A 19,600-nucleotide genomic window follows, 5' to 3' on the forward strand; every position below is an offset into this window, starting at 1 on the left:
CAGGCCGCGCCGGCCGGTGCCGGATCGGGCTTGGCCAGCACCGCCGGCGGCGCCGCGTCCGGCCGGCGCCGGTCGGCGACGATGACGCCGTCGCTGATCTCGATCACCCGCTGCGCATGCGCCGCCACCTGCGCATCGTGCGTCACCAGGATCACCGTATGGCCGTCGGCATGGAGCTCCTCGAGGATGGTCATGACCTCGCGCCCGCTGGCCTGATCGAGCGCGCCGGTGGGCTCGTCGGCCAGGATCACGTCGCCGCCGTTCATCAGCGCCCGCGCGATCGATACCCGCTGCTGCTGGCCGCCGGACAGCTGGCCGGGCCGGTGATGCAGCCGCTCGGCCAGGCCCAGCCGCGCCAGCAGCGACCGGGCGCGCGCATGCCGATGCGCGGTGCCCGCGCCGGCGTAGATCGACGGGATCTCGACATTGCCCACCGCGTCCAGGTCGCCCAGCAGCTGGTAGCGCTGAAAGATGAAGCCGAAGTGCTCGCGCCGCAGGCGGGCGAGCTCGTCGGGTCCCATCGCGCCGGTCTCCTGGCCGGCGACGCGATAGCTGCCGCGCGTGGGTCGGTCCAGGCAGCCGAGGATGTTCATCAGCGTCGACTTGCCGGAGCCCGACGGACCGATGATGGCGACCATCTCGCCCGCCTCGATCGTCAGGTCGACATCGCGCAGGACGGCGACGGTGCCTTCGCCGGCCGGGTATTCGCGCACCAGGCCGCGCAGTTCGAGCAGGGCCGCCATGCTCAGCCCCGCGGCGGCGGGCGGCGACCGGCCCCTGGCGCGCCGGGAGGCGCCGCCTCGGCGGTGACGACGCGCTCGCCTTCCTTCAGGCCGTCCAGCACCTGCGCGCGCACCCGGTTGTTCAGGCCGATGCGCACGATGCGGTCCTCGATCCGGCCGTCGGCGCCGAGCACGCGGACCTTGTGGCGGTCGCTGCCGCCCTCGCGCGCACCGAGCGCCGCCACCGGGAGGGTCAACGCCGCCTTCGCCTGCGCCAGCACGATGGTCGCCTGCGCCGTCATGTTGATGCGCAGCGTGCCGTCGGGATTGGGCACGTCGAAGATGCCGTTGTAGTAGATCGCGTTGGCCGTGCCCGACGAACTGGAACTGGAGGTCGAGGTGGTCGCCGAGCTGTCCGCCAGCGTGGTGTCGCCCGGCTCGACCGCGCGCAGCGTCGCCTGGATGCGGCGATCCGGCTCGCCCAGCAGCGAGAAGTGCACCGGCATGCCGGGCTTCACGCGCGGCACGTCGGCCTCGGAGATGCGGGCCTTGATCGTCATCGTGTCCAGGCGCGCGAGCTTGATGATCGTCGGCGCCGTCTGCGCCGCGTTCACCGTCTGCCCCTGTTCCGTCACGATCGCGACGACGGTGCCGTCCATCGGCGCCAGCACCCGGGCGTAGCCCAGGTTCAGCTGCGCGGTGTCCACATTGATCCGGGCCTGCGCCACCATCGCCCGCTGCGATTCGACGTCCGCCCGCGCCGTGTTCAACGTGGCCTCGGCGGCTTCGAGGTCGGCGCGGGCGCCGGCGTCGCCGGCAGCCAGCTCGCGCTGCCGCTTCGCGGCCAGTTCCGCCTGGACCAGCGTCGCCTGCCGGGCGCCGAGCAGGGCCTCGGCGCTGCGCAGCGAGGCCTGCGCGTCGCGCAAGGCGTTCTGCTGCGTCAGCGCGTCGATCTCGGCGATCAGCTGGCCTTCCTTGACCTTGTCGCCCAGCGCCACCGCCAGTCGCTTGACCTCGCCGGTCGCGCGCGCGCCGACGCTGACCAGCTTGTAGGCGTTGATCGTGCCGGTGGCCAGCACGCTGACCTCCAGATCGCCGCGCTCGACCGCCGCCGAGGTCACCTGCGGCGGCGGCGGCGCGCTGAACCAGAGCGCCTTGACGATCAGCGTCGTCACCACCAGTCCCGCCGCGACCGCCAACAGCCGGCCCGGCTTCATCCACTGCTTCATCGGATCTCCCTCAATCCTGGTCATTCCAGCCGGCCCGGCGAGCGGCCGCCAGGGCCGTCGCGGCACCGTCCACCCCTTGTGCCGCGCCCGTCGTCATCGGTGCGGGCGGCGGCGCTGTCGATGGCGCCGCGGCTGGCGTCGCGGGGGTCCCCGTCTCGGCCGTCGGCGCCTGCCAGCCGCCGCCCAGCACCTTGTAGAGCGTCAGGCGGTTGAGCTGCTCGCTCAGCCGCAGCGTCACCAGCGCCTGCTGGGCGCCGACCAGCGAGCGCTGCGCATCGAGGAGTTCCAGCTGCGTCGTGCTGCCGGCGCGGTACTGGGTCTCCGCCAGGCGCAGTTGCCGCTCGGCGGACGCGAGCAGCGACTGCTGCAGGTCCAGTCGCCCGGCCAGCGTCGCGCGCACGGCGAGCGCGTCCGCCACCTCGCGGAACGCCGTCTGGATCGCCTTGTCGTAGCTGGCGAGCGCGATGTCGCGCCCCACCTCGGCCTGGCGCAACGCCGCGTCGCGCGCGCCGCCGTCGAAGATCGGCAGCGAGGCCGACGGACCGAGACTCCAGCTCCCGCTGCCGGCCTTGAACAGGCCCGACAAGGCGCTGCTGCCGGTGCCGGCGCTCGCGGTCAGGCTGATCGTCGGGAACAGCGCCGCGCGGGCGGCGCCGATGTCGGCATGGCGGGCGATCAGCGCGTGTTCGGCGGCCTGCACGTCGGGCCGGCGCTGCAGCACGCTGGACGGCACGCCGCCGGGCAGGTCGACCAGCAGGCTGACCGTCGCGAGCGCATCGGTCGCGCGCGGCGCCGCCGCCTCGGGCAAGCTCGCGCCGAGCAGCAACTCCAGCGCATGCCGGTCCTGCGCGATCGTGGCCGGCCAAGCGGCGACGTCGGCCCGCGCGCTGTCCAGCGCGGTGCGCGCCTGCGCCAGCACCAGCCCGGAGACGGCGCCCGCCGCATGCCGGCGCTGCGTCAGCGCGAAGGAGCGTTCCTGGCTCTCCAAGGTCTGCTGCGCCAGCCGCTGGCGCTCGAGGTCCGCGGCCCAGGTCAGCCACGCGCTCGCGCTCTCGGCCACCAGGCTGATCTGCAGGCTGCGTCGGGTCTCGTCGGCGGCCAGCAACGACTGCTCGGCCGACGCGCTCAGGTTGCGGACGCGGCTGAAGACATCGAGTTCATAGCTGGCCAACGCCAGTTGCATCGACACCTGCTGGGTCACCTGCCCGGCCGCGCCGCCGCGGCTGGCGCCGGCCGAGGCGGTCAGCGACGGCAGCCGCTGCGCATCGGTCTGGCGGAAGGCGGCGCGCGCCTGCTCGACCTGCAGCGCCGCGACCCGCAGGTCCCGGTTCTGCCGCACGGCCAGGTCCACGACGGCGCGCAGGCGCTCGTCCAGGAACACCGCATGCCAGTCGAGCGCGGCGGCGTCGGTCGCAGCCGGTGTCGGCGACGAATCGCGCGACGGCACCGCGGCATCGGGCCGGTGGTAGTCGGGCGCGAGGTTGACGCAGCCGGCAAGCGCCAGCGCGGCGACCAGGGCCAGGGACCGGGAGACAGGGGATGGACGACGGAACGCGGTGGGGCGGTCGGAGCGCGGCCCCGGCGGCGGGATTCGGGTCATCGGCAAACGGACAGGCGGGACGGACGGAGCGGGGAACGACCGCCGGCACGAGGGGCACGGGCCGATGGCGTCGACAGTGCCGCGCATCATGCATCAGCGAGCGGCGTGCCGATTTACCCGGCGGTAAATCGCAGTGTCAGAGCTGATGCATGCCGACACACGGCAGGCCGCCCATCGCCGCCCATCGCCGATCACACCGGCGCGGCCCCGGGGGGTGAGTTCCGTCGTCCCCAAGATCAGGGGCGGTGCGCATCGCGCGCATAAACCCCATTCACACACGCTTGACCTGAGAGGGCTAGGCTGTCGCTTTCGTCCTGCGGGACGAACCAGGAGTTGCCGTGACTGACCTTTCCACGATCCAGCGCCCTGCGACCGCGGTCCGCGCCGCGATCGCGGCCCTGAGCGCCCTGCTGAGCGCCTGCGGCGCCGACCGCGTCGCGGGCAAGCCGGCGATGAGCGCCCATGAGACCACCCAGCACGACCGCTGCGTCGCGCTGCTGCGGCCGATGCTGCATGGGCAGCCGGTGCGCTCGACCTCGATCGAGCGGGGCCCGAATGGTCTGGACTACGTCTGGATCAATGCCGAGGTGCATGACGATGCGGACGATGTGGAGCGTCGCGTCGCCAAGGGCGCGCGCTTCGCGGGCCATTGCCAGTTCGACACCGGCGGACAATCCGTGCACCTGCACGCCTACGCGCTGGAGGCCGGCGACGGGCCCTCGACGCCGGCGGTGGACTACCGCTTCGTCGCCGGTTCCCGCGACATGGTCGCGAGCGCCGATCCGTCGTGACGCAGCGGGTCCGCATGTCGTTGGCGGCCTCGCCCCTTTCACCAGGACCGCTCGCCGGTCCGCGATGAGCCGACCCATGCTGCTGCGCATCCACCACGCCGCGATCATCTGCGCCGACTACGAGCGCTCGCGCCGCTTCTACACCGAGGTCCTGGGCCTGCGCGTGATCGCGGAGACCTACCGCGAGGCCCGGCGCTCGTACAAGCTGGACCTGGCGCTGCCGGACGGCTCGCAGATCGAGCTGTTCAGCTTTCCCGGCGCACCGCCGCGACCGTCGTATCCGGAAGCGCAGGGCCTGCGTCACCTGGCCTTCGAGGTCGACGATGTCGAGCAAGGCAAGCGTGAGCTCGAGGCCCGCGGCGTGAGCGTCGAGCCGGTGCGCGTCGACGAGCTGACCGGCAAGCGCTTCACCTTCTTCGCCGATCCGGACGGTCTGCCGCTCGAGCTCTACGAGCGCTGAGGGCCGGACGCGCCCTGGCGGCGCGCCCGACGCGGATCGATCGCGCTCAGTTGAGGCGGTAGTTCAGGCGCAGCCAGGTGACGGTGCCCTCGGGGCGATTGCGCACCGAGAACTCCTTCATCACCTTGAAGTCGACGCCCCAGTCGCCGCTTTCCGCCAGGTAGGCGACCAGTGGGCCGGCGGACAACGCCTGGACCTTGTTGGCGCCGGCGTCGCCGCCGCGATCGGCGGTGAACTGCTTGAGCACATAGCCCTGCACGCCGAACTTCCACTGGTCGTTCAGCTGGTAGGTGCCGGACCAGTCCGCATGCAGGTACTGGCCGGAGCGCACGCCGGTGTCGTCGTTGCGGGTGTTGAACGAGTAGGTGGCGCGCAGGCCGACGGCGAAGCCGTTCTCCCACACGCGCGAGGCCACCAGCAGCGGCTTGAAGGTCCAGTACTTGCCGGCGCCCGGATTGACCGGACGGTCGGCGTCGTAGGACCCCATCGGCGGATTGAACGCGACGCCGAGCGCGACACGCGATTCGTCCTGCTGCCAGTCGAGGTAGGCCGCCAGTTCAGGATCGGCCAGGCCGCTGCGCTTGCCCGACAGCGCGCCGCCCGCGGCGGCCAGCTGCTGGTTGACGGCCGCGGCGACATTGGCCGGCACGCCGGCCGGCAGCACCGTGGTCAGGGTGAAGTCGTTGGTCTGGCGCACCATCGGGAAGGCGGCGGAGAAGCCCAGGCGGCCCTCCATCACGATCTTCTCGGTGACCCAGGTCAGGCGCGGCACGAAGACGTCGGCCTTGATCGAGCCGTTCACCGTCAACGGCAAGCTGCCGACGCCGGGGATCGTCAGTGCCTGCGTCGGCGTCTTGCCATCCGCATCGCGCAGCTTGTCGGCCTCGTAGTGCTGGTACCAGAACTGCGCATAGAGACCGGGGAACTGCGGCGTCGAGATCTCGTACGACGGCGCGCCCAGCAGCGCACGCACCTGGCTGTTCTCGGTGGCATGGGCGGCGCCCGCGGCGGTGAGCGAGACGACGGCCGCGGCGACGAGCGCGCGCGGCATTAGGCGAAGACGGTCGATGGACACGGGGATCCCTCCGGAGTGCTTGGAATATGGTCGGCGGTGTTCGGGTGCCTGCATCGTGTCGGACCACCGGTCTTCAGGCGGACTGCAAGTGGTGTCGTGCCCGCGCGTGGCGGCGTCGATGAAGCGGCGCGCATCGTGCCAGCGGATGCCGGCGGCTCGCGTGCCAAACGTCACGTGGACCCTCGGATTAGAGGCACGGCCCCAGTTTCCGGGGCTGACGCGCCACACCGCCGCGCGCTTTAATCCGGTCCGCACAGCGCCCGCGATCGCCGTCACCATCGGCTCAAACTCGCGACGCCCCGAGTGCGGGCCCGTTTCGCCACCGCGTCCGGCCGGCTCGCGGATCCCCCTGACAACACGACGCGCCACGCCTGGAGGAGACTTCCCATGCTTCGTTCCGCTCTTGCCCGTTCCGCCCGGAACGCCCTGTTCATCGGCCTGATCGCGGCATCGACCTTTGCCGCCGCCGGGGAAGTCGAGGTGGAGGGCTACAAGTTCCAGGACACGGCGACCGTCCACAACCAGGCGCTGCAGCTCAACGGCGCGGCCACCTCGAGCATCCTGTCGACGCGTTCGACGGCGGTGGCCTTCTACCTGCCGCGCAAGCAGACCACGATGGAAGCGGCGGTGGCGGAGAAGGGCGCGAAGCGCATCACCTTCTACATGATGCGGGACGTGTCCTCGCGCGACCTGGCCAACGCGATGCTCGACCGCATCCGCCAGAACGCGGCGGAGGAGTTCGCGAAGAACATCATCCAGACCTCGCAGCTGGGCGTGGTCTTCGGCAACCGCGCGAAGCTGCTCAAGGGCGACCTGGTCACGATCGACTACGACCCGGCGAAGCAGACGACCGAGTTCAGCGTCAACGGTCAGAAGGTCGGCGACACCATCCAGGGAGAGAGCTTCTTCCCGATGATGATGAAGGTCTGGATCGGCCCGAAGGTGCGCGGCAGCACGCGCGACGGCCTGCTGGGAGTCGCGCCGGCGAAGTGAGCGCCGGGCGCGAAACTCGATGACGACGGGCCGCTGGCCCGTCGTCGCGTTTCAGTGGCGGGGCGACCCGCTCAGCGGCCGAGCTGCTTCAGCGCGGCCTGCAGGCCGGTGACGCCGCCGACGCGCTGGTCATTGATGAAGACCTGCGGCATCTGTCGCACCGAGGGGCCGCACTTCTCGTAGAAGGCCATGCGCTCGGCCTCGTCGTCGATCAGGATTTCCTGGAAATCCATCCCGCGGGACTTGAGCAGCATCTTCGCCGTGTCGCATTGCGGGCAGGCGGACTTGGAGTAGACGACGATCTTCAGTTGCATGGGCCGGGAGTGTATGCGCCGCCCCTCGCTGCTGCCAGCGCTGGCGCTTAAGCTCCGCCCCCATGGATGCCCTGATCAACGCCGCCGCGCGCTGTCTTGCCGCCGGCGACGCGCTCGGCGCGCTGCAGCGGGTGGCCCTGCGCGACGATCCGCCCGCGCTCGCGCTGCGCGGCATCGCGATGGCGCAGCTCGGAGAACACCCGCGCGCCCGCGACCTGCTGCGGCGTGCCGCCAAGGGCTTCGGGCCGAAGGAAGCCGTTGCCCGGGCGCGTTGCGTCGTCGCCGAAGCGGAAGTCGCCCTCGCGATGCGCGATCTCGGCGAGCCCGCGCGTCCCCTGCTGCAGGCGGCCGAGACCCTCGAAGCCCACGATGACCGCGCCAATGCCCTGCTGGGACGATGGATCGCGGCACGGCGCCTGATCCTGCTGGGTCGGCTCGACGAGGCCACACGTGCACTGCCCTCGGCCGAGCCCGCGCGACCGCCGCCGCTGCTGGCCGCCATGGCGGGATTGACGACCGCCGAGCTCGCGCTGCGCTCGCTGCGCAGCCAGGATGCCCTGACGGCGCTCGACGCGGCGTCGGCCGCCGCGCGGCGCTCCGGCGTGCCCGCGTTGATCGCCGAAGCCGATGCGATGCGCGCCCTGCTCGACCAGCCCGTGGCCCGGCGCATCGACGCGGGCACGGAGCATCCGCTTCGGCTCGCCGAGGTCGAGGAGCTGTTGCGGTCGCCAGCGCTCGTCGTCGATGCCTGCCGACGCGCGATCCGCGGTGCCGGCCTCGCCGTGGATCTGGCGCGCCGGCCGGTGCTGTTCACCCTGGCACGCGCGCTGGCCGAAGCCGGTCCGGCAGGCGTCGAGCGATCCGCGCTCATCCTGCGTGCCTTCCGGGCGCGCCATCCCGACGAGACCCATCGGGCGCGGCTGCGGGTGGAGCTGGGCCGGTTGCGCGCGCTGCTCGCGCCGGTGGCCCGCGTCGACGCCACGGCCGATGGCTTCGCATTGCGGGCCGGGGAAGGCCACCCGGTGACGGTGCTCGTCCCGCCGATCGAGGGCGAGTCCGCCGCCTTGCTGGCGCTGCTCGCGGACGGCACCGCCTGGTCGACGTCGGCCCTCGCGTTGGCCCTGGGCGCGAGCCAGCGGACGGTGCAGCGCGCCTTGGCGGCACTGGAGGCCGAGGGCCGGGTGCGGGCGCTCGGCCTGACGCGCGCCCGGCGCTGGCTGGCGCCGCCAATGAGCGGATTCGCGACGATCTTGTTACTCCCCGCGCTGCCGCCGTCTGGATAGATTGCTGTCCATGCGGCGACGGTTCGCCGCGAAGGAGATCCGATGTCCTCGACCGCTTCCAATGCCTGCGATCCCCACGCCGAGGCGCGCATGGCCTCCAACGACGGCCTGCCCGCGGCCCGTCCCGCCGAGGTCGTCCGCGAGTACGGCCCCTACCCCGGCGCGCCTGCCGTCCACGGCGTCAGCCATGACGGCGACCGGGTCTGGGCCGCGACGGCCCTGGGGCTGCTGGCGATCGATCCCGCCAGTGGCGAGGTGCAGCGCACGCTGCCGTGTGCCGCCGACGCGGGCACCGCCTTCGACGGCCGCCATCTGTACCAGATCGCCGATGCGCGCATCCACAAGATCGACCCGGCCAGCGGCCGCGTCCTCGGGTCCATCCCGGCGCCGTCCGGCCAAGGCAGCGACTCCGGGCTCACCTGGGCCGAGGGCAGCCTGTGGGTCGGCCAGTACCGCGACCGCACCATCGTGCAGATCGATCCGGAGACCGGCGCGGTGCGGCGCAGGATCGAGTCCAACCGCTTCGTCACCGGCGTCACCTGGGTCGATGGCGAGCTCTGGCACGCCACCTGGGAAGGCGACGAGAGCGAGCTGCGACGCGTCGATCCGGCCGACGGCACGGTGATGGAACGGCTCGCGATGCCCGCCCACCAGGGCGTCAGCGGCCTTGAGTCCGACGGCGCCGGCCTGTTCTATTGCGGTGGCGGCGGCAGCGGGAAGCTGCGTGCCGTCCGGCGTCCGCGACGCGCTTGAACGGCGCTTGAAGCGCCGCTTGAAGCACCGCTGACGGCGCACCGCCGTCGCTGCGCCGCGGCACCGACGCATCCCTTTTTCTCGATCTGACCGCATGCCTCGGCATGGCGGCGTGGGCCGCCTCACGCCTTCGCGTTCCGCTTCCCGTTGCGCGGTCCCTCCCATTCCCTTTCCCACCCCTCATGGAGCACGAGATGAACGACCTCACCGATGCCTCTTTCCTGTCCGACCACGAGGTGGTCACCCGCGACCACTGGATCGCCGAACGGCGCCGCCTTCTCGAGCGCGAGAAGGCGCTCACCCGCCTCGGCGATCAAGTCGCCCGAGAGCGCCAGACGCTGCCCTGGGTGCGCATGGACAAGCCCTACGTCTTCGAGACGCCGTCGGGGCCGCGCGGCCTGGCCGAGCTCTTCGGGCCGCATCGGCGGCTGATCGTCCAGCACCTGATGTTCGGACCGGGCTGGGAGGCCGCCTGCAAGAGCTGCTCCTTCATGGCCGACCACACCGACCCCGCGCTGCCCCACCTGGCCGCGCGCGGCGTCGGATTCGTCGCGGTCTCGCGGGCGCCGCTGGCGGAGCTGGCGCGCTTCAAGGCCCGCATGGGCTGGCGCTTCGACTGGGTTTCGTCCTTCGGCAGCGACTTCAACCGCGACTTCCAAGCCAGCTTCACACCCGAGGAACGCGCCCGGGGCGACGTCTTCTACAACTTCACCACGCAGCCCTTCCCACAGGACGAGGCGCCCGGCATCAGCGTCTTCGCGAAGGCGCCGGACGGCACGGTGTACCTGACCTACTCGACCTACGGCCGGGGCGTGGAATTGATGATGCACACCTATCGCTTCCTGGACCTGCTGCCGGAAGGGCGAGACGAGGCGGACCTGCCCTACACGATGGCGTGGGTGAAGCATCACGACCGCTACGAGGAGGCACCGGTCGCGGCATCGGTGGTGACGCCGGTCGCGGGCGGCTGCTGCTCGTCGCGCGGCTGAGCGGCGCTCACGAAGGCGCTCGGCAATGGACGCCCTCTGGCCCTGGCTCGCGGTGGCGGGCGCCGGCGCGGCGCACGGCCTGAATCCGCTCGCGGGCTGGGGACCGGCGCTCGCGTTGACGGACCGGCGGGTCGGGGCCCGAGCGCTCCTGGGCGCGCTCGCTCCGATCGCGATCGGTCATCTCGTCGCCGTGGTCCTCTCGGCGGTGGCGATTGCCCGGGGACTGCCGGTCCCCCGCGAGGGACTGTTCGGCCTGGCGGCGGTCGCGCTGATGGGCGTCGGCGTCCGGCATTGGCGAGGGCGGCGGCAACCATCCCCACCCCGTTCGCGATCGCCGCTGCCCGGCGCGCGGGCATGGAGCCTCGGGCTCTGGTCTTTCCTCGCCGCGACGGCCCACGGCGCCGGACTGATGCTGCTGCCTGCGCTCGCGCCGGTGTGTTTCGGCGCGATGGCCGGACGCGAACTCACCGCGTCAGGCTCGCTGGCGCTGGCGATGCTCGTGGTGGCGGTGCATGCCGCAGCGATGCTGGTGACGATTGCGGCGTCCGCGCTCGTGGCTCGGCGGGTCTGGCGGCTCGCTGCGGGCTGGCGCGCGCGGCGTCAGGGACGCCGCCTCAGCGCGCCTTGCCCAGGTCCATGACCCAGTACTTGCTGTAGGTGTTGGCCGAGGAGGCCGCCGGCCGGCAGGCGACGCCCACGTCGGCGAAGTTGGCCGACATCAGGTTGGCGCAGTGGCCCGGGCTGTTGCGCCAGGAACTCATGACCGCCTCGACGGTCGCCTGGCCGGCGGCGATGTTCTCGCCGGCCGCGACCCAGGTGTAGCCAGCGGCGGTGATCCGGTCGGAGAACTTGCGGCCGTCCTGGCTGTCGTGGCTGAAGTAGTTCTTGTTGGCCATGTCCAGCGCATGGGCGTCGGCGGCCTGCGTCAGCTTGTCGTTCCAGACGACTGGCGCGACGGCGGGGAAGTTGCCCGACGAGCCGCAACTGGCGCCTGAGGCGCGCAGCGCGTTGATGCGGTCGAGCAGGTCCTGCTTGAAGTTGGGCAGGTCGCAGGTACCGGCCACCGGGGTGGGCGTCGGCGTCGTCGGGGTGGGCGTGGGGGTCGAGCCCGGCGTGCCGGTATCGGCGTCACCGCCGCCACCGCCGCAGGCGCTCAGTCCCAGCGCCAGCAAGGCGGCGGCAATCATCGAAAGGGGCATTGGCCGGCGGACCGGCTTCTCATGGACGTCCATCGCCGCATCTTATGAAACAGCTGGCAGGAATGCTGGAACGAAACGTACCGAGCGCTGCCGGCGTAGCGACTCCGCCCACGCCGTAGCCGGGTTACCGACGTACCGCCGGCAACCTGAACGGATCGACGAGCCCGGGCCACCGCTCCCCACGGCAGCCCCGCGGCAATCACAGCAGGTCGTAGCGATCCAGGTTCATCACCTTCGTCCAGGCCTTGACGAAGTCATTGACGAAGACCTTCTCCCCATCGCTGGACGCATACACCTCGGCCAGCGCACGCAGCTGGGAGTTCGAGCCGAACACCAGGTCCGCCGCCGTGCCGGTCCACTTGACCGCGCCGGTGCTGCGGTCGCGGCCTTCCAGCACGCCCTCGTCGCTGGTCGACTTCTGCCACTTCGTCCGCATGTCCAGCAGGTTGACGAAGAAGTCGTTGCTCAGCGTCTCCGGACGCGTCGTGAAGACGCCATGCCGGGTGTGGCCGAAGTTGGTGCCCAGCACCCGCATCCCGCCGATCAGCGCGGTCATCTCCGGCGCGCTCAGCGTGAGCAGCTGGGCCTTGTCGATCAGCAGTTCGGCCGCATGCGGCACCAGGTCCTTGCGGATGTAGTTGCGGAAGGCATCGGCCGCCGGCTCCAGCACGCCGAAGGACTCGACGTCCGTCTGGTCCTGCGACGCATCGGTGCGGCCCGGCGAGAAGGGCACGACGACCGTGTGTCCCGCCTGCTTCGCCGCGGCCTCGACGCCGGCCGATCCACCCAGCACGATCAGATCGGCCAGCGAGATCCGCTTGCCCCCGGCCGCCGAGCCGTTGAACTCCTTGCGCACCGCTTCCAGCCGGGACAACACCTGCTCGAGTTCGCTCGGCTGGTTCACCGGCCATTCCTTCTGCGGCGCGAGCCGGATCCGGGCGCCGTTGGCGCCGCCGCGCTTGTCGCCGCCACGGAAGGTCGAGGCGGAAGCCCAGGCCGTCGTCACCAGCTGCGAGATGCTCAGGCCGCTGGACAGCAGCCTGGCCTTGAGCGCGATGACGTCCTGGTCGTCCACCAGCGGATGGCCGACCTCGGGCACCGGGTCCTGCCAGATCAGCTCCTCCTTCGGCACCAGCTTGCCGAGGTAGCGCGACCTCGGCCCCATGTCGCGGTGGGTCAACTTGAACCAGGCGCGCGCGAACGCGTCGGCCAGCTCGGCCGGGTTCTGCATGAAGCGGCGCGAGATCTTCTCGTAGGCCGGATCGACGCGCAGCGCCAGGTCGGCCGTCGTCATCATCGGCGCGTGGCGCCGGGTCTTGTCATGCGCATCGGGCACCGTGCCGGCCCCGGCGCCGCCCTTGGGCGTCCACTGGTGCGCGCCGGCCGGGCTCTTCGTCAGCTCCCATTCGTAGCCGAACAGCGTCTCGAAGTAGCTGTTGTCCCAGGTCGTCGGCGTCGGCGTCCAGGCGCCCTCGATGCCGCTGGTGATGGTGTAGACGCCCATGCCCTCGCCGAGCTGGTTCTTCCAGCCCAGGCCCTGCTCCTCGAGCCCGGCGCCCTCGGGCATCGCGCCGACGTGATGCGCCTCGCCCGCGCCATGCGCCTTGCCGAAGGTATGGCCGCCGGCGACCAGCGCCACCGTTTCCTCGTCGTTCATCGCCATGCGCCGGAAGGTCTCGCGGATGTCGCGCGCGGACGCCGCCGGGTCGGGCTTGCCATTCGGCCCTTCCGGATTCACATAGATCAGGCCCATCTGCACCGCCGCCAGCGGATTGGCCAGGTCGCGATCGCCCGCGTAGCGCTCATCGCCGAGCCAGGTGGTTTCCGGCCCCCAGAAGGTGTCGGTCTCCGGCTCCCAGATGTCGGCGCGGCCGCCGGCGAAACCGAAGGTCTTGAAGCCCATCGACTCCAGCGCGACGTTGCCCGCCAGGATCATCAGGTCGGCCCAGGACAGCTTGCGGCCGTACTTCTGCTTGACCGGCCAGAGCAGCCGCCGGGCCTTGTCGAGGTTGCCGTTGTCGGGCCAGCTGTTCAGCGGGGCGAAGCGCTGCGCGCCGGTGCCCGCGCCGCCGCGGCCGTCCTGCACGCGGTAGGTGCCGGCCGAATGCCAGGCCATGCGGATGAAGAACGGGCCGTAGTGGCCGTAGTCGGCGGGCCACCAGTCCTGCGAGTCGGTCATCAGCGCATGCAGGTCCTGGACCACCGCATCGAGGTCCAGAGTCTGGAACTCCCGCGCGTACTTGAATTCCTCGCCCATCGGGTTCGACTTGGACGAATGCAGGGAAAGGATGGAGAGGTTGAGCTGCTCGGGCCACCAGTCGCGGTTGCCTTTGGTCCCGGCCACCGCGTGGTGGTGGGTGCCGCCCGAGAACGGGCACTTGGAATCGACTGACATGTCTGCCTCCTGGGTTGAGCCGTGGGGAACCGTCCGCTTGTCCGCAGCGTGCGAGCGCGGACGAGTCTAGGACTCGGCCAGCGACGGCAGCAACAGGCCCTCTTTATCGGACCGATAGCTTTCGCCGTCATCCGGTCCGCGCATGACTAAAGTTGCTGCCCGAGTAAGGCCATTGGGCAGACTCTCCCCGTCGTCGAAAGGGAGGACAAGAATGTCGCTCCGCCTCCGGCCCGTGCCGGTTTGACGACGAGAATCGCCCGGTCCGCACGACCGACCGTCGCCGTCCGCGGCGATGGACCCATCCACCTTGGAGCCCATCATGTCTCTGCGCATCAACGACACCGCCCCGAACTTCACCGCCAAGACCACGCACGGCGAGATCGACTTCCACCAGTGGATCGGCGACAGCTGGGCTGTCCTGTTCTCGCATCCGAAGGACTTCACGCCGGTGTGCACGACCGAGCTGGGCTACATGGCGCGGATCGAGCCTGAATTCACCAAGCGCAACGCCAAGCTGATCGGCCTGTCGATCGACCCGGTGGAGAACCATGCGAAGTGGGCCGCGGACATCGAGGAGACCCAGGGCGCCGCGGTGAAGTACCCGATGATCGGCGACACCGACCTGGCGGTGGCCAAGCTCTACAACATGCTGCCGGCCGAGGAGGCGGGCACGTCGGAGGGTCGCACCGCGGCCACCAACGCGACGGTGCGCTCGGTCTTCATCGTCGGTCCGGACAAGAAGATCAAGCTGACGCTGACCTACCCGATGACCACGGGCCGCAACTTCGACGAGATCCTGCGCGTGCTGGACTCCATCCAGCTCACCGCCAAGCATCGTGTCGCCACGCCGGTGAACTGGAAGCAAGGCGACGACGTGATCATCGCCGGCTCGGTGTCCGACGACGAAGCCAAGACGATCTACCCCGAAGGTTGGAAGGCGCCCAAGCCCTATCTGCGCATCGTCAAGCAGCCGAAGTGAGACCGCAGGTTCAGCGCGGGTGAAGACGCAGATCCGCGCGGCACCCATGAAGGCCGGCCTCTCCGAGGGGAGCGCCGGCCTTTTCTCATGGGTCGTCGATCACATGCGCGGCTTCTTGCAACGCCGCCGCGTGGGCCGCTCCGGCTGAGCCAGAATCCCGCGCGTCGGGAGTGATTCGAACCAGGAGAAGACATGGCGGACAGGAAGGCCATCCAGGCCCGGGCCGATGCGATGCTCGCGCAGGGCGTGGGGAAGTCCGAGGTATTCCGGCAGCTGTCCGGACAAGGCCTGAAGGATCGCCAGCTCGCGGCCTGGCTGGCCGCCAGGCACGACCCAAGGGCGCGGGCCGAGATGAGCCTGCACGTCAACATCCTGGTCGGCCTCATGGTGCTGCAGGCGCTGATCCTGCTGGCGGTCGGCTGGCAGGTCGCGACAGGGTTCGGCCTGGCGTTGACCATCATCCCGCTGCTCTTCGCGTGGGGCTTCCGCAAGCCCTACGCCGGCGCCTACAGCGGCTACCTGCTTCTGTCGATCATCACGGTGGGGCGCAACCTGGCCCAGCTGTTCCCGATCACCACCGGCGGGCTCGTCGGCGTGGCGCTCTCGGTCGGCATGATCTGCTATGTCTTCTGGATCCAGCGCCGCCTCTTCCCCGACATGAACTTCCTCGGCCCGATGCGCAAGGGCGGACAGTTCGTCTTCACCACCTGAGGTTGCCCGCGGAGCGCGAAGCGCCGCCGTCAGGGCGAGAACAGCGCCCGTTCCTCTTCGAACACCTGCTGCAGATGGTCCGCGACGGTGCGGATCGCGCGGGCCTTGCGGTCCTGACCACGGATCAGCAGCCACATCTCGCGCGCCTCGCGCGTCGGCGTCAGCGCGCACTCGCGCAAGCCCGGCACCTGCCGACCGATGTAGTGCGGCAGCAGCGCCAGGCCGGCACCGGTCCGCGCCGCGATCGCCTGGGACAGGTGGTTGTTGGCACGGAAGGCGACCCGCGCGCGCGGAAAGCGCTGCGCCAGCCAGGTGGCGTCGGGCATGTCGGCGTTCTCCTCGTCGAAGCCGACAAACACCGGCGCCGCGCCGCCCTCGACCGCCGCGCAGACCGTCGGCGTGCCGTAGAAGCCGAAACCCATCGTGCCCAGCGGCTTGGCGATGAAGTCACCGTCACGCGGCCGCATCAGTCGCACCGCGATGTCCGCGCGATGCCGATCCAGGCTGACCGGGCGCAGGTCGGTGGCGAGGTCCAGATCCAGCCCCGGATGCGCCGTCGAGAGCCGCGCGAGGCGGTCGATCAGGAATCCCTGCGACAGCGCCGGCGGCGCATTGACCCGCACCAGCCCGCGCACCGCGCCGTTCTCGTCGCCGTCGCGCGCGAGCGTCAGCGCGGCGGCTTCCATCTCGCTGGCCGCCGCCAGCGCCATCCGCCCCGCCGGCGTCAGCACATAGCCGTCAGGCCGGCGATCGACGAGCTTGTCGCCCAGGCGATCCTCCAGCGACTGGATGCGACGCGAGATCGTCGCGTGATTGACCGAGAGCGCCCGCGCCGCCGCCGACAGGCTGCCGTGCCGGCCGAGTGCCAGGAAGACCCGCATGTCCTCCCAGTCCACCCCCTGTCGAGGCCCTGTGCGTTTTTGATCAGCCATTGAGACAGGATAGCGGCTACCGCCCGCGCAGCCCGGCTCCTACGCTTCGTCCAACGCCTCCCGATCCCCGATCGCCGCGGCGTGCAAGACCACCCCGGATCCTCCGGATCCCGCATGAACAGGAGCCTTCCATGTCCACCGCTTCCAGCACCGCCCCCACCCCCACGCAGCGCGTCGCCCTCATCACCGGCGCCTCGCAAGGCATCGGCGCCGGCCTCGTCGCCGCCTACCGCGCGCAGGGTTACGCCGTCGTCGCCAACTCCCGCAACATCCAGCCGGGCGACGACGCCGGCGTGATCGCCGTGCCCGGCCACATCGGCGACCGCGCCGTCGCGCAGCGCATCGTCCAGACGGCGCTCGACCGCTTCGGCCGCATCGACACGCTGATCAACAACGCCGGCATCTTCCTGGCCAAGCCCTTCACCGAATACACGCTCGAGGACTACCAGGCCGCCTTCGACGTCAACGTCGCCGGCTTCTTCCACATCACGCAGCTGGCGCTGCCGCAGATGCTGCTGCAGCGGCACGGCCACATCGTGCAGATCACGACGACGCTGGTGGACCAGCCGATCGCCGGCGTGCCGGCCGGCCTGGCCAGCCTGACCAAGGGCGGCCTGGATGCCGCGACACGCTCGCTCGCCATCGAATACGCCAAGAGCGGCGTGCGCGTGAACGGGGTGCGTCCCGGCGTCATCAAGACACCGATGCATGCGCCGCAGACCCATGAGTTCCTCGCCGCGCTGCACCCGATGGGCCGCATGGGCGAGATCAGCGAGGTCGTCGACGCGGTGATGTACCTGGAGCGCGCCGGCTTCGTCACCGGCGAGCTGCTCAACGTCGACGGCGGCCAGCACGCCGGCCGCTGATCCTGGAAAGGAATCGCCATGCCCTACGTCAACATCAAGGTGACCCGCGAAGGCACCGCCCCCGGCGCCAGCGCCACCACGCCCGAGCAGAAGGCCGCCCTGATCCAGGGCGTCAGCGACCTGCTGTTCGAGGTGATGGGCAAGCCGCGCCACATGACCTTCGTCGTCATCGACGAGGTCGAGCTCGAGAACTGGGGCGTCGGCGGACTGCCGACGGCGGAGTTCCGCCGGCGGCAGTCCGGAACGCCGGGCTAGGGAGGCCCTGGAAAGCGGCGATCGCCCAGGAGGATCGAGCGCCCAGCCGCCCTTGATCCTCTCGATGAACGTCAACCTGTAGCTGCCGCCGTCAGGTTGGGCCAGCCGCTCCGGCCGTAGAGGTTCGGGGCGCTGATCCTCGTCAACACGCTGCTGTTCCGCCGCTGCTGAACGCGTGCCTCACAGCACGGCGTAGCGGCCGGGCTTGTGGTTGACCGCGATGAAGAGATTCATCACCACCGCCGCGAGCACCGAGTAGGCGACGCGCTGCGGATCGACGACCGTCAGCGCGAGCAGCACGATGGCGCAGTCCATGGCCATCTGCACCTTGCCGGCTCGCCAGCCCTTGGCCTTCTGCAGGTAGAGGGAGACGATCGTCGCGCCGCCCAGGCTGGCGCGGTGGCGCGCCAGGAACAGGCAGCCCGAGCCCAGCAGCGCGCCGCCCAGGATCGCGGCATAGGCCGGATGAATGCGGTCGATGGCGAAGAGCTTGGGCGAGAACTCCGTCATCACCGACAGCAGCGCGATCGAGACGAAGGTCTTCAGCGTGAACTCGCGCCCCATGCGGGTCCACGCGAACCAGTAGAACGGCAGATTGATCACGAAGAAGAGCTTGCCCAGGCTGATGCCGGTCGCGTAGTGCAGCACGAAGGCGGCGCCGGCCGTGCCGCCGGTCAGCAGCCCGACCTGCGCGAACAGGATCAGCGCCAGCGACACGAACAGCGTCCCGGTGAAGATCGCCTGCGCGTCCTCGAAGGTCGTGTGCGAGCGGATCGCCAGGTCGGCAAGCGGCTCGACGGCGTTGGCGGACGGCGGGGTGGGGTCGTTGGGCGTGGCGCTCATCCCGGGTACGAAGCAGAAAGCATGCCCGGGAGTGTCGCAGCAGGGCGGGCCGGCCGACGCATGTCCTCGGGCGCCGCAGGCCCGGACCAAGTCGGGCTGGGCTGTACCGGCTCGCGCCCGTCCGGTGACGCGCCTCAGCGCCCCTGCGCCTTGAGCCGCGCATCCAGCCGCGGAAACACGCGGCGCGCGTTGCCCTCGTAGACCAGCTGGCGGTCGGCGTCGCTCAGGTGCGGCGTGGCCTCGATGTAGCGCTTGGTGTCGTCGTAGTAATGGCCGGTCGCCGGATCGATGCCGCGCACCGCGCCGATCATCTCGGACGCGAAGAGCACGTTCTTCACCGGGATCACCTTCGTCAGCAGGTCGATGCCGGGCTGGTGATAGACGCAGGTGTCGAAGAAGACGTTCTCGAGCAGATGCTCGTCGAGCAGCGGCTTCTTGAGTTCCTGCGCCAGGCCGCGGAAGCGCCCCCAGTGGTAGGGCACCGCGCCGCCGCCATGCGGGATCAGGAACTTCAGCGTCGGGAAGTCCTTGAACAGGTCGCCGGTCAGGCACTGCATGAAGGCGGTGGTGTCGGCGTTCAGGTAGTGCGCGCCGGTCGTGTGGAAGCACGCGTTGCAGCTGGTGCTGACGTGGATCATCGCGGCGACGTCCAGCTCGACCATCTTCTCGTAGAGCGGATACCAGTGGCGGTCGGTCAGCGGCGGACTGGTCCAGTGGCCGCCGGAGGGATCGGGATTCAGGTTCAGGCCGACGAAGCCGTAGTCCCTGACGCATTTCTCCAGCTCGGGCAGGCAGCTCGCGGGATCGATGCCGGGGCTCTGCGGCAGCATCGCGGCACCGACGAAGTGGTCCGGGAACATCGCGGCCACTCGCGCGCAGAGCTCGTTGCAGATCGCCGCCCAGGTGGACGAGGTCTGGAAGTCGCCGATGTGGTGGGCCATGAAGCTCGCGCGCGGGCTGAAGATGGTCAGGTCCGAGCCGCGCTCCCTCATCTTCTTGAGCTGGTTGGTCTCGATCGACTCGCGCAGTTCGTCGTCGGAGATCTTCAGCGCGCTCGCGCTCGGCGCGTTCGCCGGATCCTTGAGCGCGGCGATCTGCAGGTCGCGCCAGGCGCCCAGCGCCGCCGGGGCCGTCGTGTAGTGTCCGTGGACGTCGATGATCATGGGGGCTCTCTCGGTGCCGCGCCGCGGGCGGCAGGCTCGGAAACGACC

General features: G+C 70.5%; 22 protein-coding genes. 12 read left to right on the forward strand and 10 right to left on the reverse strand.

The window, feature by feature from the left end:
- The 3 genes from CS062_RS03605 to CS062_RS03615 form a co-directional block, all read right to left on the reverse strand.
- The coding region (locus CS062_RS03605) for an ABC transporter ATP-binding protein (protein ID WP_143742241.1) at nucleotides 1-743 on the reverse strand (743 nt) is incomplete at its 3' end.
- Between the two features lie 2 nt (nucleotides 744-745).
- A complete protein-coding gene (locus tag CS062_RS03610; RefSeq protein ID WP_099860095.1) occupies nucleotides 746-1,951 on the reverse strand; it encodes an efflux RND transporter periplasmic adaptor subunit in 1,206 nt (401 codons plus the stop codon).
- A gap of 10 nt (nucleotides 1,952-1,961) precedes the next feature.
- Entirely contained in the window at nucleotides 1,962-3,551 is a 1,590-nt protein-coding gene (locus tag CS062_RS03615) for an efflux transporter outer membrane subunit (protein ID WP_099860096.1), read from the reverse strand.
- A gap of 338 nt (nucleotides 3,552-3,889) precedes the next feature.
- Between CS062_RS03615 and CS062_RS03620 the strand changes: the two genes are divergently transcribed.
- On the forward strand, nucleotides 3,890-4,342 hold the full coding sequence (locus tag CS062_RS03620) for a hypothetical protein (RefSeq protein WP_099860097.1): 453 nt from the start codon (nucleotides 3,890-3,892) through the stop codon (nucleotides 4,340-4,342).
- Between the two features lie 64 nt (nucleotides 4,343-4,406).
- Complete coding sequence (gloA2, locus tag CS062_RS03625) at nucleotides 4,407-4,802, forward strand: SMU1112c/YaeR family gloxylase I-like metalloprotein (RefSeq protein ID WP_438270452.1); 396 nt, start codon at nucleotides 4,407-4,409, stop codon at nucleotides 4,800-4,802.
- A 46-nt stretch (nucleotides 4,803-4,848) separates the two neighbouring features.
- On the opposite strand, the gene CS062_RS03630 is transcribed toward gloA2, so the two are convergent.
- A complete protein-coding gene (locus CS062_RS03630; protein WP_143742242.1) occupies nucleotides 4,849-5,877 on the reverse strand; it encodes a SphA family protein in 1,029 nt (342 codons plus the stop codon).
- Nucleotides 5,878-6,264: 387 nt separating this feature from the next.
- Between CS062_RS03630 and CS062_RS03635 the strand changes: the two genes are divergently transcribed.
- Nucleotides 6,265-6,870 (forward strand): chalcone isomerase family protein, encoded by a 606-nt coding sequence (locus CS062_RS03635; protein WP_099860100.1) that lies wholly within the window; start codon nucleotides 6,265-6,267, stop codon nucleotides 6,868-6,870.
- A 71-nt stretch (nucleotides 6,871-6,941) separates the two neighbouring features.
- On the opposite strand, the gene CS062_RS03640 is transcribed toward CS062_RS03635, so the two are convergent.
- Nucleotides 6,942-7,184, reverse strand: coding sequence for a glutaredoxin family protein (locus CS062_RS03640; RefSeq protein ID WP_099860101.1), 243 nt, complete (start codon nucleotides 7,182-7,184; stop codon nucleotides 6,942-6,944).
- A 62-nt stretch (nucleotides 7,185-7,246) separates the two neighbouring features.
- Between CS062_RS03640 and CS062_RS03645 the strand changes: the two genes are divergently transcribed.
- The 4 genes from CS062_RS03645 to CS062_RS03660 all read left to right on the forward strand — a co-directional run bounded on the left by CS062_RS03645 (nucleotide 7,247) and on the right by CS062_RS03660 (nucleotide 10,849).
- Complete coding sequence (locus CS062_RS03645; RefSeq protein ID WP_099860102.1) at nucleotides 7,247-8,467, forward strand: helix-turn-helix domain-containing protein; 1,221 nt, start codon at nucleotides 7,247-7,249, stop codon at nucleotides 8,465-8,467.
- A gap of 90 nt (nucleotides 8,468-8,557) precedes the next feature.
- Nucleotides 8,558-9,220: a Vgb family protein gene (locus CS062_RS03650; RefSeq protein WP_099860231.1), complete on the forward strand. Its 663-nt coding sequence runs from the start codon at nucleotides 8,558-8,560 to the stop codon at nucleotides 9,218-9,220.
- Between the two features lie 194 nt (nucleotides 9,221-9,414).
- Nucleotides 9,415-10,209 carry a DUF899 domain-containing protein gene (locus CS062_RS03655; RefSeq protein ID WP_099860103.1) on the forward strand — a complete coding sequence of 265 codons (795 nt, stop codon included), beginning with the start codon at nucleotides 9,415-9,417 and terminating at the stop codon, nucleotides 10,207-10,209.
- A gap of 25 nt (nucleotides 10,210-10,234) precedes the next feature.
- Entirely contained in the window at nucleotides 10,235-10,849 is a 615-nt protein-coding gene (locus CS062_RS03660) for a hypothetical protein (protein ID WP_099860104.1), read from the forward strand.
- Here the strand turns inward: CS062_RS03660 and CS062_RS03665 are convergent.
- Nucleotides 10,824-11,396 carry a CAP domain-containing protein gene (locus CS062_RS03665; protein WP_233217894.1) on the reverse strand — a complete coding sequence of 191 codons (573 nt, stop codon included), beginning with the start codon at nucleotides 11,394-11,396 and terminating at the stop codon, nucleotides 10,824-10,826. The two genes, CS062_RS03660 and CS062_RS03665, sit on opposite strands and share 26 nt — an antisense overlap.
- A gap of 211 nt (nucleotides 11,397-11,607) precedes the next feature.
- Nucleotides 11,608-13,803 carry a catalase/peroxidase HPI gene (gene katG / locus CS062_RS03670; protein WP_099860105.1) on the reverse strand — a complete coding sequence of 732 codons (2,196 nt, stop codon included), beginning with the start codon at nucleotides 13,801-13,803 and terminating at the stop codon, nucleotides 11,608-11,610.
- Nucleotides 13,804-14,122: 319 nt separating this feature from the next.
- Here katG and CS062_RS03675 point away from each other — a divergent pair, with 319 nt between their 5' ends.
- From CS062_RS03675 to CS062_RS03680, 3 genes are read left to right on the forward strand one after another with little or no spacing between them, the layout of a single operon-like run.
- Complete coding sequence (locus tag CS062_RS03675; RefSeq protein ID WP_099860106.1) at nucleotides 14,123-14,782, forward strand: peroxiredoxin; 660 nt, start codon at nucleotides 14,123-14,125, stop codon at nucleotides 14,780-14,782.
- 19 nt (nucleotides 14,783-14,801) lie between these two features.
- On the forward strand, nucleotides 14,802-14,930 hold the full coding sequence (locus CS062_RS27180) for a hypothetical protein (RefSeq protein ID WP_259373100.1): 129 nt from the start codon (nucleotides 14,802-14,804) through the stop codon (nucleotides 14,928-14,930).
- Between the two features lie 44 nt (nucleotides 14,931-14,974).
- A complete protein-coding gene (locus tag CS062_RS03680; protein ID WP_099860107.1) occupies nucleotides 14,975-15,493 on the forward strand; it encodes a hypothetical protein in 519 nt (172 codons plus the stop codon).
- A 29-nt stretch (nucleotides 15,494-15,522) separates the two neighbouring features.
- Here CS062_RS03680 and CS062_RS03685 read toward each other — a convergent pair whose 3' ends face one another.
- Entirely contained in the window at nucleotides 15,523-16,425 is a 903-nt protein-coding gene (locus CS062_RS03685) for a LysR family transcriptional regulator (protein ID WP_099860108.1), read from the reverse strand.
- A 131-nt stretch (nucleotides 16,426-16,556) separates the two neighbouring features.
- Between CS062_RS03685 and CS062_RS03690 the strand changes: the two genes are divergently transcribed.
- Nucleotides 16,557-17,291, forward strand: a complete 735-nt coding sequence (locus CS062_RS03690; RefSeq protein ID WP_099860109.1) for an SDR family NAD(P)-dependent oxidoreductase — start codon at nucleotides 16,557-16,559, stop codon at nucleotides 17,289-17,291.
- Nucleotides 17,292-17,309: 18 nt separating this feature from the next.
- On the forward strand, nucleotides 17,310-17,546 hold the full coding sequence (locus CS062_RS03695) for a tautomerase family protein (protein WP_091727508.1): 237 nt from the start codon (nucleotides 17,310-17,312) through the stop codon (nucleotides 17,544-17,546).
- Between the two features lie 180 nt (nucleotides 17,547-17,726).
- Here CS062_RS03695 and CS062_RS03700 read toward each other — a convergent pair whose 3' ends face one another.
- Both CS062_RS03700 and CS062_RS03705 read right to left on the reverse strand, forming a co-directional pair.
- The gene (locus CS062_RS03700; RefSeq protein ID WP_099860110.1) at nucleotides 17,727-18,389 is read right to left on the reverse strand and encodes a YitT family protein; all 663 of its coding nucleotides are present in this window, start codon (nucleotides 18,387-18,389) and stop codon (nucleotides 17,727-17,729) included.
- A 134-nt stretch (nucleotides 18,390-18,523) separates the two neighbouring features.
- The gene (locus CS062_RS03705; RefSeq protein ID WP_099860111.1) at nucleotides 18,524-19,552 is read right to left on the reverse strand and encodes an amidohydrolase family protein; all 1,029 of its coding nucleotides are present in this window, start codon (nucleotides 19,550-19,552) and stop codon (nucleotides 18,524-18,526) included.
- Between the last annotated feature and the right edge of the window lie 48 nt (nucleotides 19,553-19,600).

Source organism: Roseateles chitinivorans, assembly GCF_002761755.1.
In the GTDB taxonomy this organism is placed as follows: domain Bacteria; phylum Pseudomonadota; class Gammaproteobacteria; order Burkholderiales; family Burkholderiaceae_C; genus Roseateles; species Roseateles chitinivorans.